The sequence below is a fragment of the Pseudoalteromonas sp. XMcav2-N genome (assembly GCF_024124545.1).
GTDB lineage: Bacteria > Pseudomonadota > Gammaproteobacteria > Enterobacterales > Alteromonadaceae > Pseudoalteromonas.
The window spans coordinates 1-15,196 of sequence record NZ_JAMXSF010000012.1 but is presented as its reverse complement, the minus strand read 5'-3'; the positions used below and the strand labels follow the sequence as shown (position 1 = coordinate 15,196).

Genomic DNA, 15,196 nt, shown 5'->3' with positions numbered 1-15,196 from the left:
GTTTTAACTGGATTGGAGATCTGATCCCATGTCGGATGAGAACAAAGAAAAGAAATTACGTTGGTACGTAATTCAGGCGTTTTCAGGTTTTGAAAAGCGCGTCGCTCAAACTATTCTTGAGCACATTAAAATCGAAGGTCTGGAAGACTACTTCGGTGAAGTACTAGTCCCAACTGAAGAAGTTGTGGAAATGCGTGCCGGACAAAAGCGTAAGTCTGAACGTAAATTCTTCCCAGGCTATGTACTGGTTGAGATGGTAATGGATGATGCGTCCTGGCACCTGGTTAACAGTACACCACGCGTGATGGGCTTTGTGGGCGGCACGTCAGATCGCCCAGCACCAATCAGCAAAAAAGAAGCTGACCGTATCCTTAACCGTCTGCAGGAAAATGCAGAAGCACCTAAGCCGGCAACATTATTTGAGCCAGGTGAAGTGGTACGCGTTATCGATGGTCCGTTTGCTGACTTTAATGGCGTTGTGGAAGAGGTCGATTACGAGAAGAGTCGTCTGAAAGTATCGGTACTGATCTTCGGTCGTTCTACGCCGGTTGACTTGGAATTTGGACAGGTTGAACAAGATAAGTAATTTTGTTGTTTAATACAGCAAAAGTTATTGCCAAAGGCCGCTGGTTAATCTATAATCAGCGGCCTTTTTGTATGTCATTACGATGACGCACAAAAAGACAGATTTTTTAATTGGGAAGCCGTCTGAGTACGCGTCCTCGCGCGCACAAGGCTAAGACCCACATAACGAGGTATTATCATGGCTAAAAAAGTTGAAGCTTTAATCAAGCTACAAGTTGCTGCTGGTATGGCTAACCCTAGTCCTCCAGTAGGTCCTGCACTAGGTCAACACGGTGTAAACATCATGGAATTCTGTAAAGCGTTCAACGCACGTACAGAGTCTATCGAGAAAGGTGCACCGGTTCCTGTAATCATTTCTGTTTACAACGACCGTTCTTTCACTTTCGACATGAAAACTCCGCCTGCTTCTTACCTTCTTAAGAAAGCAGCTGGTATCAAGTCTGGTTCTGGCCGTCCTAACACTGAGAAAGTGGGTACTGTTACTCGCGCTCAGCTTGAAGAGATCGTTGAGACTAAACGTCCGGATCTTACTGCTGCTGATATGGACGCAGCTGTACGCACGATCGCAGGTTCTGCACGTGCAATGGGCTTGAACGTAGAGGGGTAATTGAGAATGGCTAAATTAACTAAGCGTATGCGTACTATCCGCGAAAAAGTGGATGTTACTAAAGAATACGAAATCAACGAAGCTGTTGCTCTTCTTAAAGAACTGGCTACTGCTAAGTTCGTTGAAAGCGTAGACGTTGCTGTAAACCTGGGTATCGATGCTCGTAAATCTGACCAAAACGTACGTGGTGCAACTGTACTACCTCACGGTACTGGTCGTGAAGTACGCGTAGCAGTATTCACTCAAGGTGCAAACGCTGACGCAGCAAAAGAAGCTGGTGCTGATCTGGTAGGCATGGAAGACCTTGCTGAACAGGTTAAGAAAGGCGAAATGAACTTCGACGTAGTTGTTGCTTCTCCGGATGCAATGCGCGTAGTTGGTCAACTAGGTCAAATCCTAGGTCCACGTGGCCTTATGCCTAACCCTAAGACTGGTACTGTAACGCCTAACGTTGCAGAAGCAGTTAAAAACGCGAAAGCGGGTCAGGTTCGCTACCGTAACGACAAAAACGGCATCATCCACACCACTATCGGTAAGGTTGATTTCGACGCTAACCAGCTTCAGGAAAACCTGGAAGCACTTATCGTTGCGCTTAAGAAGGCTAAGCCTTCACAAGCTAAAGGTACTTACGTGAAGAAAGTAAGCATCTCAACGACTATGGGCGCGGGTGTTGCTGTAGACCAAGCTACTCTAAACACGCAAGTGGCTTAATTTAGAGATAAGCGTTTACATGGCGTAAAAATTAGACTATAATTTTGCGCCATTTCGTTGAGAGCTGAGCTCAAAACGAAGCAAAGAATTCGGGTTGAAGCGCATAATTTCGGCACTTTGCAGACTTTATAGTCTACAATGATCCGATAAATTGCGTTTCCGTCCAAGACCGTAGGTGTAACTTAGTTACTTAATTCCCTACGTAGACGGTGTGAATCCCAGCTAGATTTTCCTAATCTTCTGGTTCTCGCCGTAAAAAGCAGCTCACAGTCGCAAGACGATGAGTAAAGTAGAACTGGGACACGTTCCCATCATAACCAGGAGTAACACCCATGGCTTTAAATCTTCAAGACAAAAAAGCAATTGTTGCTGAAGTCAACGAAGCTGCCAAAGGTGCTCTGTCTGCAGTTGTTGCAGATTCTCGTGGTGTAACAGTAGATGCGATCACTGCACTTCGTAAAGAAGCTCGTGAAGCAGGCGTATGGATGAAAGTTGTCCGTAACACCCTAGCTAAGCGCGCTGTCGAAGGTACTGACTATGAGTGCCTTAACGAATCGCTAGTGGGCCCAAGCCTAATCGCTTTCTCTTCAGAGCATCCAGGTGCTGCAGCTCGTATCTTCGCTGATTTCGCGAAGAAGAACGAGTTGTTCGAACTGAAAGCGGCTGCATTTGAAGGCAATGTTGTTGACGTAGACATGCTAGCTAAGCTGCCTACTTACGACGAAGCTGTTGCACGCCTAATGAGCGCTATGAAAGAAGCGTCAGCTGGTAAATTGTGTAAAACAATTGAAGCTGTACGTGTTCAGAAAGCTGAAGCAGCTGCTTAATAGCACGCTTCTTACTTTCACAAATAAATTTTTAGAACCCCATGGTTCGTGATTAATTAGGAAACTTAAAATGTCTGTAACTAAAGACCAAATCCTTGACGCGATTGCTGAAATGTCAGTAATGGAAGTTGTTGAACTAGTTGAAGCAATGGAAGAAAAATTCGGCGTAACTGCAGCTGCTGCTGTTGTTGCTGCTGGTCCTGCTGAAGCTGCTGAAGAAAAGACTGAGTTCGACGTAATCCTAGCTGGCGCTGGCGGTAACAAAGTTGCTGCTATCAAAGCTGTACGTGGTGCAACTGGTCTTGGCCTTAAAGAAGCAAAAGCTCTTGTTGAGTCTGCTCCTGCGCCAATCAAAGAAGCTGTTTCTAAAGAAGAAGCTGAAGCACTTAAGAAAGATCTTGAAGAAGCTGGTGCTGAAGTTGAGATCAAGTAATCTGGCATTTGCTAGGTTCGCTGCCTGAGCAATCAGGCAAGGGCTGGTGATTATTTAATCACCGGCCCTTTTGCGCTATAGAGCGACGCTTTCCTGTTGCGCAATAAATTCCTATGTTTTTTCTTATTTTTCAATCTGTTAGTAGTATTTTGAAAGTGAGTGACTCATAGGACGACAATTAGATGTTGTTATCATGGCTTAGATGCCAATGAAGTCTGTTCTCCATGAACAGGTTGGGTCAAAGATCAGCAAGCTGAGGAACCCCATGGCTTACTCTTATTCTGAAAAGAAACGTATCCGTAAGGATTTTGGTAAACGTCCACAAGTTTTGGACATACCTTTCCTTTTGCAAACGCAGTTGGAATCGTTCAAAAAGTTCATTACACCGGACGCTGATGGTGATACCGGACTGGAAGCGGCATTCCGTTCTGTGTTCCCGATCAAAAGCTACTCGGGCAATTCTGAGCTTCAATACGTTAGCTATCGTATTGGAGAGCCAGTATTCGATGTAAAAGAATGTCAAATTCGCGGTGTGACTTTTTCTGCTCCACTTCGCGTAAAACTTCGTCTTGTGCTAATGGACAAAGATGCACCAGGCACAGTCAAAGACATTAAAGAGCAAGAAGTTTACATGGGCGAAATCCCGCTCATGACTGACACAGGTACTTTTGTTATCAATGGTACTGAACGTGTTATCGTTTCTCAGCTACACCGTTCACCTGGTGTATTCTTTGATAACGACCGTGGTAAATCACACTCGTCGGGTAAAGTACTATATAACGCACGCGTGATCCCTTACCGTGGTTCGTGGTTAGACTTTGAATTCGATGTAAAAGATAACCTGTTTGTACGTATCGACCGTCGTCGTAAACTGCCTGCGTCAATCATTCTACGTGCGCTTGAATTCTCAACTGAGGAAATTCTTGGCATGTTCTTCGAAACCACTGCGTTCGAAGTGACAAACGGCAAAGTGATGATGGAATTGGTGCCATCTCGACTACGTGGTGAAACCGCTGCTTTTGATATCAAAGATGCAGACGGTGAAGTCCTGGTTGAACAGGGTCGTCGTATCACAGCCCGTCATATAAAAACAATCGAGAAAAAGGGCATTGACCAGCTTGAAGTACCGCATGAGTACATCATTGGTCGTGTGGTTGCGAGAAACTACATCGATGAATCAACGGGTGAGATCATTGCAGAAGCAAATGCTGAGCTGTCTCTGGAGTTGATGGCCGAGCTTGTGAAAGCAGGTCACACCAAAATTGATACCCTGTACATCAACGATGTAGACAGCGGTGCTTACATGTCGGAAACTGTGCGCATTGACAGCACATCAAACCGTCTTGAAGCGCTGGTAGAAATCTACCGTATGATGCGCCCGGGTGAGCCACCAACAAAAGAAGCAGCAGAAGCCTTGTTTGACAACCTGTTCTTCTCTGACGAGCGTTATGACTTGTCAACGGTTGGTCGTATGAAGTTCAACAGCCGTGTTGGTTATGACACTGACACCGGCCCTGGCACGCTGAGCAAAGAAGACATTGTTAGCGTGATGAAGGTGTTGATCGACATCCGTAACGGTAAGGGCGATGTGGACGATATCGACCACTTAGGTAACCGTCGTATCCGTTCTGTAGGTGAAATGGCAGAAAACCAGTTCCGCGTTGGTTTGGTACGTGTTGAGCGTGCTGTACGTGAGCGTCTGAGCTTAGGTGATCTGGATAACGTGATGCCTCAGGATCTGATCAACGCTAAGCCTATCTCTGCTGCCGTTAAAGAATTCTTTGGTTCTTCACAGCTTTCTCAGTTTATGGACCAGAACAACCCGCTGTCAGAAGTAACGCACAAGCGTCGTATTTCTGCACTTGGTCCGGGTGGTCTGACTCGTGAACGTGCTGGCTTCGAGGTTCGAGACGTACACGTTACTCACTACGGTCGTGTTTGTCCTATCGAAACGCCTGAAGGTCCAAACATCGGTCTGATCAACTCATTATCTACTTATGCACGTACTAACGATTATGGTTTCCTTGAAACACCATATCGTAAAGTCGTGGATGGTGTAGTAACGGATGACGTTGATTACCTGTCTGCAATTGAAGAAGGTCAGTTCGTAATCGCACAGGCGAACACTAACCTGACTGAAGAAAACCAGTTTGCAGAAGAGCTGATCCCATGTCGTTATAAAGGTGAGTCAACCTTTATGCCAAGCGACAGCATCCAGTATATGGATGTATCTCCACAGCAGGTTATCTCTGTGGCAGCGGCACTTATCCCATTCCTTGAACACGATGATGCGAACCGTGCATTGATGGGATCGAACATGCAACGTCAGGCTGTACCAACACTGCGCGCAGACAAGCCGCTGGTAGGTACAGGTATCGAGCGTACGCTGGCAAAAGACTCTGGTGTAACCATTGTTGCTAAGCGTGGCGGTGTGGTGAAGTATGCTGATGCAAGCCGTATCGTTGTTAACGTGAACGAAGAAGAGCGCGTACCTGGTGAAGCAGGTATCGACATCTATAACCTGACTAAATACACCCGTTCTAACCAGAACACCTGTATCAACCAAAAACCAACTTGTATGGTTGGTGAGCCGGTTGTACGTGGTGACGTTCTGGCGGATGGTCCTTCGACTGACCTGGGCGACCTGGCTCTTGGTCAAAACCTGCGCGTGGCATTCATGCCGTGGAATGGTTACAACTTCGAGGATTCAATCCTATTGTCAGAGCGTGTTGTTCAGGAAGATCGTCTAACTACGATCCACATCCAGGAACTACAGTGTATTGCGCGTGATACTAAGCTTGGTCCGGAAGAGATCACCGCTGATATTCCGAACGTGGGTGAGTCTGCGCTAGGCAAGCTGGACGAATCAGGTGTTGTATACATCGGTGCTGAAGTGAAAGGCGGCGATATCCTGGTTGGTAAAGTTACGCCTAAAGGTGAAACTCAGTTAACGCCTGAAGAGAAGCTACTGCGTGCTATCTTCGGTGAAAAAGCGTCTGACGTTAAAGACAGCTCACTACGTGTACCTAACTCTGTATCTGGTACGGTTATCGACGTTCAGGTCTTTACCCGTGATGGCGTAGAAAAAGACAAGCGTGCACTGGAAGTTGAAGACATGCAGCTTCGCGAAGCGAAGAAAGACTTCAACGAAGAATTCCGTATTCTTGAAGGTGGTATTCTGACTCGTGCGCGTGATCTGCTTGTACGTGCTGGTCTGAGCGAAGATAAGATCGCAGATCTGAACGCTGAAAAACTACTGACGCAAAGCCTGGCTGACGAAGAGCAGCAAGCTGAACTAGAGCAACTGGCTGCGCAGTACGACGAGCTGAAAGCTGAATACGATAAGAAGTTCGAGAACAAACGTCGCAAGATCACCCAAGGTGATGATCTGGCGCCGGGCGTACTGAAGATCGTTAAGGTTTACCTGGCTGTTAAGCGTCGTATTCAACCGGGTGATAAGATGGCGGGTCGTCACGGTAACAAGGGTGTTATCTCTACTATCGTGCCTGTTGAAGACATGCCTTACGATGAAAGAGGTCGTACGGTAGACATCGTTCTGAACCCGCTGGGTGTACCATCGCGGATGAACATCGGTCAGATCCTGGAAACTCACATGGGTCTTGCTGCACGTGGTATCGGTGAGCGCATTGAAGACATGATGAAAGAGCAACGTGAACTACACGAAATGCGCGATTTCATCAAGAAAGCTTACGAAATCGGTGATTGCCGTCAGAAAGTCGATATTGAAAACTTCTCTGATGATGAAATCCGCCGTCTGGCAGACAACCTTAAAGGTGGTCTACCAATCGCAACACCTGCGTTTGACGGTGCACGCGAAGCTGAAATCAAAGACATGCTAGAGCTGGGTGGTTACCCACGAAGTGGTCAGGTAACGCTATATGATGGTCGTACCGGTGATGCATTTGAGCGTCAGGTAACGGTTGGCTACATGTACATGCTGAAACTGAACCACCTTGTTGATGACAAGATGCACGCACGTTCTACCGGTTCTTACAGCCTGGTTACTCAGCAGCCGCTGGGTGGTAAGGCACAGTTCGGTGGTCAGCGTTTCGGTGAGATGGAGGTATGGGCACTTGAAGCATACGGTGCTGCCTACACGCTACAGGAAATGTTGACAGTTAAGTCGGATGACGTAAACGGTCGTACTAAGATGTATAAGAACATCGTAGACGGCAACCATAAGATGGAGCCGGGCATGCCGGAATCATTCAACGTATTGTTGAAAGAGATCCGCTCGCTGGGTATCAACATCGAATTGGAAGAAAGTTGATCCGCCGGGCCGCCTAAGCGGCCCAGACCGGACTGAAAAGAATGAAGGGGCAAGCCCGGCTTGCCCTCAAGATTAACTCCGACAGGAGAGCTAAGGTGAAAGACTTACTTAAGTTTCTGAAGCAACAAAATAAGACCGAAGAATTCGATGCAATTCGCATTGGTCTTGCTTCGCCGGACATGGTGCGTTCATGGTCCTACGGTGAGGTAAAGAAACCTGAGACAATTAACTACCGTACTTTCAAGCCTGAGCGTGACGGCTTATTCTGTGCCCGTATCTTCGGCCCAGTAAAAGATTATGAGTGTTTGTGTGGTAAGTACAAGCGCTTGAAGCACCGTGGTGTGATCTGTGAAAAGTGTGGCGTTGAAGTTACACTGACTAAAGTACGCCGTGACCGCATGGGTCACATTGAGCTGGCCAGCCCAGTTGCACACATTTGGTTCCTAAAATCACTGCCGTCTCGTATCGGCCTGATGCTGGACATGACGCTTCGTGATATCGAGCGTGTACTTTACTTCGAGTCATTCGTTGTAACTGAACCTGGCATGACGACGCTTGAGCGTGGCCAGCTGTTAGGTGAAGAAGAGTACCTGGATGCTCTGGAAGAGCACGGTGACGAGTTCGAAGCTAAGATGGGTGCCGAAGCGGTACTTGATCTGCTACGTGACCTGGATCTGGGCCAGCTGATCGCTGAAATGCGTGAAGAGCTGCCTACTATCAACTCTGAGACCAAGCGTAAGAAGATTACTAAGCGTCTTAAGTTGATGGAAGCGTTCCACCAGTCAGGTAACAACCCTGAGTGGATGGTAATGAGCGTACTACCTGTACTGCCACCTGATCTACGTCCACTGGTACCACTTGATGGTGGTCGTTTTGCGACATCTGATCTGAATGACTTATATCGTCGTGTTATCAACCGTAACAACCGTCTTAAGCGTCTACTTGACCTGGCGGCACCGGACATCATCGTACGCAACGAAAAGCGTATGTTGCAAGAAGCGGTAGATGCACTACTCGATAACGGTCGTCGTGGCCGTGCGATCACAGGTTCTAATAAGCGTCCTCTGAAGTCGCTTGCAGACATGATCAAAGGTAAGCAAGGTCGTTTCCGTCAAAACCTGCTAGGTAAGCGTGTAGACTACTCAGGCCGTTCTGTAATCACAGTAGGTCCAACACTGAAATTACACCAATGTGGTCTGCCTAAGAAGATGGCACTTGAGCTATTCAAGCCATTTATCTACGGCAAACTAGAGCGTCGCGGCATGGCGACAACCATCAAAGCTGCGAAGAAGATGGTTGAGCGCGAAGTACCAGAGGTTTGGGACGTACTAGATGAAGTTATCCGTGAACACCCGGTTCTGCTGAACCGTGCACCGACACTTCACAGACTAGGTATCCAGGCGTTTGAACCGGTTCTGATCGAAGGTAAAGCAATCCACCTGCACCCGCTAGTGTGTGCGGCGTATAACGCTGACTTCGATGGTGACCAAATGGCGGTACACGTACCGTTGACACTGGAAGCACAGCTTGAAGCACGCGCCCTGATGATGTCGACAAACAACATCCTGTCTCCTGCGAACGGTGAGCCAATCATCGTACCATCACAGGACGTTGTATTGGGTCTGTACTATATGACTCGCGACCGCATCAACGCAAAAGGTGAAGGCATTGCTTTCAAAGATGCGAAAGAAGCTGAAAAAGCTTACCGTACTGGCGCTGCTGAACTACATGCACGCGTGAAAGTACGTATCGCAGAAGTCCACATTGATGGGGAAACAGGTGAGCGTAAAGACGTAACTGAAGTGGTTGAAACCACAGTTGGTCGTGCCATCCTGTCTTTGATCATGCCAACTGGCCTGCCGTTTGAGTTGATCAACCGCACGCTGGGCAAAAAGCAGATCTCTGGTTTGTTGAACGAGTGTTACCGTCGTCTGGGTCTGAAAGATACCGTTATCTTTGCTGACCAGGTGATGTACACCGGTTTCCACTACGCGATGAAGTCGGGTGTTTCTATCGGTATCAACGATATGGAAATCCCACCTACGAAAGTTGGTATCATCGAAGCGGCAGAAGCCGAAGTTACAGAAATCAACCAGCAATTCCAGTCTGGTCTTGTAACTGCGGGTGAGAAATACAACAAAGTTATCGATATCTGGTCACGTGTTAATGAAAACTTGTCACGTGAGATGATGGCGAACTTGTCCAAAGACACGGTTGTGAATGCAAAAGGTGAAGAAGAAGAGCAAGACTCTTTCAACTCAGTATTCATGATGGCCGACTCGGGCGCACGTGGTAGTGCCGCTCAGATCCGTCAGCTAGCCGGTATGCGTGGTCTGATGGCACGTCCGGATGGTTCAATCATCGAGACACCTATCACAGCGAACTTCCGTGAAGGTCTGAACGTACTACAGTACTTCATCTCGACGCACGGTGCGCGTAAAGGTCTAGCCGATACGGCACTTAAGACAGCGAACTCGGGTTATCTGACCCGTCGTCTGGTAGACGTGGCACAAGACTTGGTCATCAACGAAACTGATTGTGGTACTCTTGAAGGTACTGTGATGAAGCCGCTGATTGAAGGTGGTGACGTTGTAGAACCACTACGCGAGCGCGTATTGGGTCGTGTTGTAGCAGAAGACGTGGTTATCCCTGGCACTGAAGAAGTGCTGGTTGAGCGTAACGTAATGCTTGATGAAAAACTGTGTGACCTGTTAGAAGAGCACTCAGTGGACGAAGTAAAAGTACGCTCGGTTATCACCTGTGAAAACGACTTTGGTGTATGTGCTAAGTGTTACGGTCGTGACCTTGCGCGTGGCCATATCATCAATGCTGGTGAGTCTGTGGGTGTTATCGCGGCACAATCAATCGGTGAGCCGGGTACCCAGCTGACGATGCGTACCTTCCACATCGGTGGTGCGGCATCTCGAGCGTCTGCAGAGAACAGTGTTCAGGTGAAGAACAACGGTAGCATGAAGCTGCACAATGCGAAGTTCGTAATCAATACCGACGGTAAGATAGTGATCACCTCACGTTCAACCGAAATTACGGTTATTGACGAGCAGGGCCGTGAGAAAGAGCGCTATAAAGTGCCTTACGGTGCCGTATTGTCAGTGAATGACGGTGCTGAAGTGAAAGGTAACGACATTGTCGCGACCTGGGACCCGCACAGTCACCCAATCATCATCGAGCATGAGTCTAAAGTATCGTTCAGCGACATCGACGATTCTAACACAGAAGCACAGACAGACGAACTGACTGGTCTGACGCGTGTGGTAGTTAAAGACCTTGCTAAGGTGAATGCGAAAGAGCCTAAGCTTATCATTGAAAATGAAGAGCGTGGCCTGCAGGAAATTCGTCTGCCTTCGTTCACCACCATCGAAATCACAGATGGTGCTAAGGCTCAGCCGGGTGACGTATTGGCGCGTATTCCTCAGGAAGGTTCGAAGACGCGTGATATCACGGGTGGTCTACCTCGAGTTGCTGACCTATTCGAAGCACGTAAGCCGAAAGATCCAGCAATCCTGGCAGAAATCACAGGTACCGTTAGCTTTGGTAAAGAAACCAAAGGTAAGAAGCGCCTGGTGATCACGCCGGCAGAGGGTGATGCATACGAAGAAATGATCCCGAAATGGCGTCAGTTGAACGTGTTCGAGGGTGAGCAGGTATCTAAAGGTGAAGTTATCGCCGATGGTCCTGAGTCTCCGCACGACATCTTACGTCTACGTGGTGTGACTGACGTATCTAACTACATCGTAAACGAAGTACAAGAAGTATATCGTCTACAGGGTGTAAAGATTAACGATAAGCACATCGAAACCATCATTCGCCAGATGCTACGTAAATGTATCATCATCGATGGTGGTGACAGTGAGTTTCTGGCGGGCGAGCAAGCCGAAGTGGCACGCGTTAACATCGCAAACCGCGAGCTAGAGAAACAAGGTAAGATCCCGGCTAAGTTCGAAATTCAGCTGATGGGTATTACTAAAGCCTCACTGGCAACAGAATCTTTCATCTCTGCAGCCTCGTTCCAGGAAACAACTCGTGTCCTGACTGAAGCCGCAGTAAATGGTAAGAGTGATGAGCTACGTGGTCTGAAAGAAAACGTTATCGTGGGTCGTCTGATCCCAGCGGGTACCGGTTTCTCTTACCACCTAGATCGCATCAACCGTCGTAAGCAAAATGAAGCTGCAGTTGAAGAGCAAACAGTAAGTGCTGAAGAAGCATCTCAGGCACTGACTGACGCACTAAACGCAGACTTGCTTGGCGGCCAAGACTAAAATTGACGAAAAACACGTCAATTACAATAAAAAGGCAGCTTTAACGCTGCCTTTTTAGTTGTTTTGGTTGACAGGTTAAACTTTGCTCATTAAAATTCCGCCACCCATTTATTCGTTCGAATAACAGAACGTTTAAATTGGCTAAATTTGATTTTTTCAGTAGTAATTTTTATTAATTCAGGAGCTATTTAATGGCAACTATTAACCAGCTAGTACGTAAGCCACGTCGCAGCAAGGTTACTAAGAGCAACTCAGCTGCTCTTAAAGCTTGTCCTCAAAAGCGTGGTGTATGTACTCGTGTATATACAACTACACCTAAGAAGCCAAACTCTGCACTACGTAAAGTAGCGCGTGTTCGTCTAACGAACGGCTTCGAAGTAACATCTTACATTGGTGGTGAAGGCCACAACTTGCAAGAGCACAGTGTTATCCTAATCCGTGGTGGTCGTGTTAAAGACTTACCAGGTGTGCGTTTCCACACAGTACGTGGCGCGCTTGACTGTGCTGGCGTAAATGACCGTAAACAAGGTCGTTCTAAGTACGGTGCAAAACGTCCTAAGGGCTAATGGTTCTCCGTTAGTAAGGCCAAGCACTTAAGTTTTAATTTATATATTTTGTTTTGGGAATTCGTCGTAGTAAGACGAACCTGAAGATACCGGAGAAAGAAAATGCCTAGAAGACGCGTAATAGGTCAACGTAAAATTCTTCCAGATCCGAAGTTCGGATCAGAGCTTCTTGCTAAATTCGTTAACGTAGTAATGCTTGACGGTAAGAAGTCTACTGCTGAAAAAATCGTATATGGTGCGCTAGACGTGGCTGCTGAAAAATCAGGCAAGTCGCACCTAGAAATCTTTGAGTCTGCACTTGATAACGTACGCCCACAGGTTGAGGTTAAATCTCGCCGTGTTGGTGGTTCTACGTACCAGGTACCAGTTGAAGTACGTCCAGTTCGTCGCAACGCACTAGGTATGCGTTGGTTGGTTGAAGCTGCACGTAAGCGTGGCGAGAAATCAATGGGCCTTCGTCTGGCTCAAGAGATGCTTGACGCTGCTGACAACAAAGGCACTGCGGTTAAGAAACGTGAAGACGTTCACCGTATGGCTGAAGCGAACAAAGCATTCGCTCACTACCGTTGGTAATCTGCCCGAGACCTTTAAGAGGATAATATGGCACGTACAACTCCTATTGAGCGCTACCGTAATATCGGGATCTGTGCTCACGTAGATGCGGGGAAAACCACCACTACGGAACGTGTACTTTATTACACGGGCCTGTCTCACAAAATTGGTGAGGTACATGACGGTGCCGCAACTATGGACTGGATGGAGCAGGAGCAGGAGCGTGGTATTACCATTACCTCTGCTGCGACCACGTGTTTCTGGAAAGGGATGGATGCTCAGTTTGATGAGCATCGTATAAACATCATCGATACTCCCGGACACGTAGACTTCACCATCGAAGTAGAACGTTCATTACGTGTACTAGATGGGGCTGTAGTCGTATTATGTGCTTCATCAGGTGTACAACCACAAACGGAAACCGTTTGGCGTCAGGCGAACAAGTACGAAGTACCTCGCATGATTTTCGTCAATAAAATGGACCGTACCGGCGCAGATTTCCTCGCCGTTGTGGATCAGGTGAAAAAGCGTCTTGGCGCTACGCCTGTGCCAATTCAGCTGCCAATTGGTGCTGAAGATGAATTTAAAGGTGTTATTGATCTCATCAAGATGAAAGCCATCAACTGGAATGCTGAAGACCAGGGGATGACTTTCAACTACGAAGAGATCCCGGCAGAACTTCAGGAGCTGGCAGAGGAGTGGCGCGCAGAGCTACTCGAATCTGCCGCAGAAGCTTCTGAAGAGCTAATGGACAAATATCTTGAAGAAGGTGAACTGAACGAGGCCGAAATTAAGGCCGCGATCCGTCAGCGTACATTGAACAATGAAATTGTCCCAATGACCTGTGGTAGTGCGTTCAAAAACAAAGGTGTTCAGGCAGTGCTTGATGCCGTTGTTGAATACATGCCATCTCCAACTGAGGTTAAAGAGATCCAGGGTATCCTGGAAGATGAAAGCGAAGCAACGCGTCCTGCGGACGACAGCGCACCGTTTTCTGCTCTGGCGTTTAAGATCGCCACCGACCCATTTGTTGGTACGCTTACCTTCTTCCGAGTTTATTCCGGCACAGTAGGTCAGGGTGACTCGGTTTATAACCCAGTTAAAGGCAAAAAAGAGCGCTTTGGACGTATCGTTCAGATGCACTCTAACTCGCGTGAAGAGATCAAAGAAGTTCGCGCCGGGGACATTGCTGCTGCAATTGGTCTCAAAGATGTTACTACCGGTGACACGCTTTGTGCCCATGATGCTGTTATCACGTTAGAGCGTATGGAATTCCCAGAGCCTGTGATTTCAGTGGCAGTAGAGCCTAAGACCGTTGCTGACCAAGAAAAAATGGGTATCGCGCTGGGTAAACTGGCGGCGGAAGACCCGTCTTTCAGAGTTGAAACCGACGAAGAATCAGGCCAAACCATTATTTCAGGTATGGGTGAACTCCACCTGGATATCATCGTAGATCGTATGAAACGTGAATTCAGTGTTGAATGTAACGTAGGTAAGCCACAAGTTGCTTATCGTGAAACGATCCGCGGTTCGGTTGAAGCCGAAGGTAAATTCGTACGTCAGTCAGGCGGACGCGGCCAGTATGGTCACGTTTGGTTGAAGCTCGAGCCTATGGATGTTGCTGATGAAGACGCGCCAATTTACGAATTCGTAAATGAAATCGTAGGTGGCACGGTTCCTAAGGAATACATTCCTGCGGTTGACAAAGGCATCCAGGAGCAGATGAAGCAAGGTGTTCTTGCGGGCTATCCTATGCTGGGTGTGAAAGCTACCTTGTTTGACGGCTCGTTCCACGATGTCGACTCAAATGAGATGGCGTTTAAGATTGCCGGCGCAATGGGCTTCAAGAAAGGCGCGCTAGATGCGCAGCCTGTGATTCTTGAGCCTGTTATGAAGGTAGAAGTCACCACCCCTGAAGCAAACATGGGTGATGTCGTTGGCGACCTCAACCGTCGTCGAGGCATAATCGAAGGTATGGAAGACTCATTTGGTGGTCTGAAGCAAGTTAATGCTCAGGTACCGCTGTCTGAAATGTTTGGTTATGCAACCGATCTTCGTTCTGCAACACAAGGTCGAGCTTCGTACTCAATGGAATTTTCCAAGTACGCAGAAGCGGCGAAAAACGTTGCTGACGCAATTATTGCAGCTCGCGCTGTTAAGTAATTTTAGTTCGGTCCGGTCTTAGGGCTGGACTTTAATTTCTTTATAGGAATTTTGAAAATGGCAAAAGAAAAGTTTGAACGTTCGAAACCGCACGTTAACGTTGGTACTATCGGCCACGTTGACCACGGTAAAACTACCCTAACTGCAGCAATCACTAACGTACTTGCAAAAGTATACGGTGGTG

General features: G+C 47.6%; 11 protein-coding genes. All 11 read left to right on the top strand.

Going from position 1 to position 15,196, the window contains the following annotated elements; genetic code table 11:
* Positions 1 to 28 precede the first annotated feature (28 nt).
* The gene (gene nusG, locus NH568_RS15455) at positions 29 to 586 is read left to right on the top strand and encodes a transcription termination/antitermination protein NusG (RefSeq protein ID WP_010387321.1); all 558 of its coding nucleotides are present in this window, start codon (positions 29 to 31) and stop codon (positions 584 to 586) included.
* Between the two features lie 177 nt (positions 587 to 763).
* A complete protein-coding gene (gene rplK, locus NH568_RS15450; RefSeq protein ID WP_010387320.1) occupies positions 764 to 1,192 on the top strand; it encodes a 50S ribosomal protein L11 in 429 nt (142 codons plus the stop codon).
* A 6-nt stretch (positions 1,193 to 1,198) separates the two neighbouring features.
* Positions 1,199 to 1,903 carry a 50S ribosomal protein L1 gene (rplA, locus tag NH568_RS15445; RefSeq protein ID WP_010387319.1) on the top strand — a complete coding sequence of 235 codons (705 nt, stop codon included), beginning with the start codon at positions 1,199 to 1,201 and terminating at the stop codon, positions 1,901 to 1,903.
* Between the two features lie 332 nt (positions 1,904 to 2,235).
* A complete protein-coding gene (rplJ, locus tag NH568_RS15440; protein ID WP_010387318.1) occupies positions 2,236 to 2,730 on the top strand; it encodes a 50S ribosomal protein L10 in 495 nt (164 codons plus the stop codon).
* Between the two features lie 70 nt (positions 2,731 to 2,800).
* A complete protein-coding gene (gene rplL / locus NH568_RS15435) occupies positions 2,801 to 3,163 on the top strand; it encodes a 50S ribosomal protein L7/L12 (RefSeq protein ID WP_023400585.1) in 363 nt (120 codons plus the stop codon).
* A 265-nt stretch (positions 3,164 to 3,428) separates the two neighbouring features.
* Entirely contained in the window at positions 3,429 to 7,454 is a 4,026-nt protein-coding gene (gene rpoB / locus NH568_RS15430) for a DNA-directed RNA polymerase subunit beta (RefSeq protein WP_253048641.1), read from the top strand.
* Positions 7,455 to 7,549: 95 nt separating this feature from the next.
* On the top strand, positions 7,550 to 11,731 hold the full coding sequence (gene rpoC, locus NH568_RS15425) for a DNA-directed RNA polymerase subunit beta' (RefSeq protein ID WP_253048640.1): 4,182 nt from the start codon (positions 7,550 to 7,552) through the stop codon (positions 11,729 to 11,731).
* A gap of 191 nt (positions 11,732 to 11,922) precedes the next feature.
* Complete coding sequence (rpsL, locus tag NH568_RS15420; RefSeq protein WP_010387308.1) at positions 11,923 to 12,297, top strand: 30S ribosomal protein S12; 375 nt, start codon at positions 11,923 to 11,925, stop codon at positions 12,295 to 12,297.
* 102 nt (positions 12,298 to 12,399) lie between these two features.
* On the top strand, positions 12,400 to 12,870 hold the full coding sequence (rpsG, locus tag NH568_RS15415; protein WP_046003850.1) for a 30S ribosomal protein S7: 471 nt from the start codon (positions 12,400 to 12,402) through the stop codon (positions 12,868 to 12,870).
* A gap of 27 nt (positions 12,871 to 12,897) precedes the next feature.
* Positions 12,898 to 15,012 (top strand): elongation factor G, encoded by a 2,115-nt coding sequence (gene fusA / locus NH568_RS15410; RefSeq protein WP_054016908.1) that lies wholly within the window; start codon positions 12,898 to 12,900, stop codon positions 15,010 to 15,012.
* Between the two features lie 57 nt (positions 15,013 to 15,069).
* The coding region (locus NH568_RS15405) for a GTP-binding protein (protein ID WP_228553369.1) at positions 15,070 to 15,196 on the top strand (127 nt) is incomplete at its 3' end.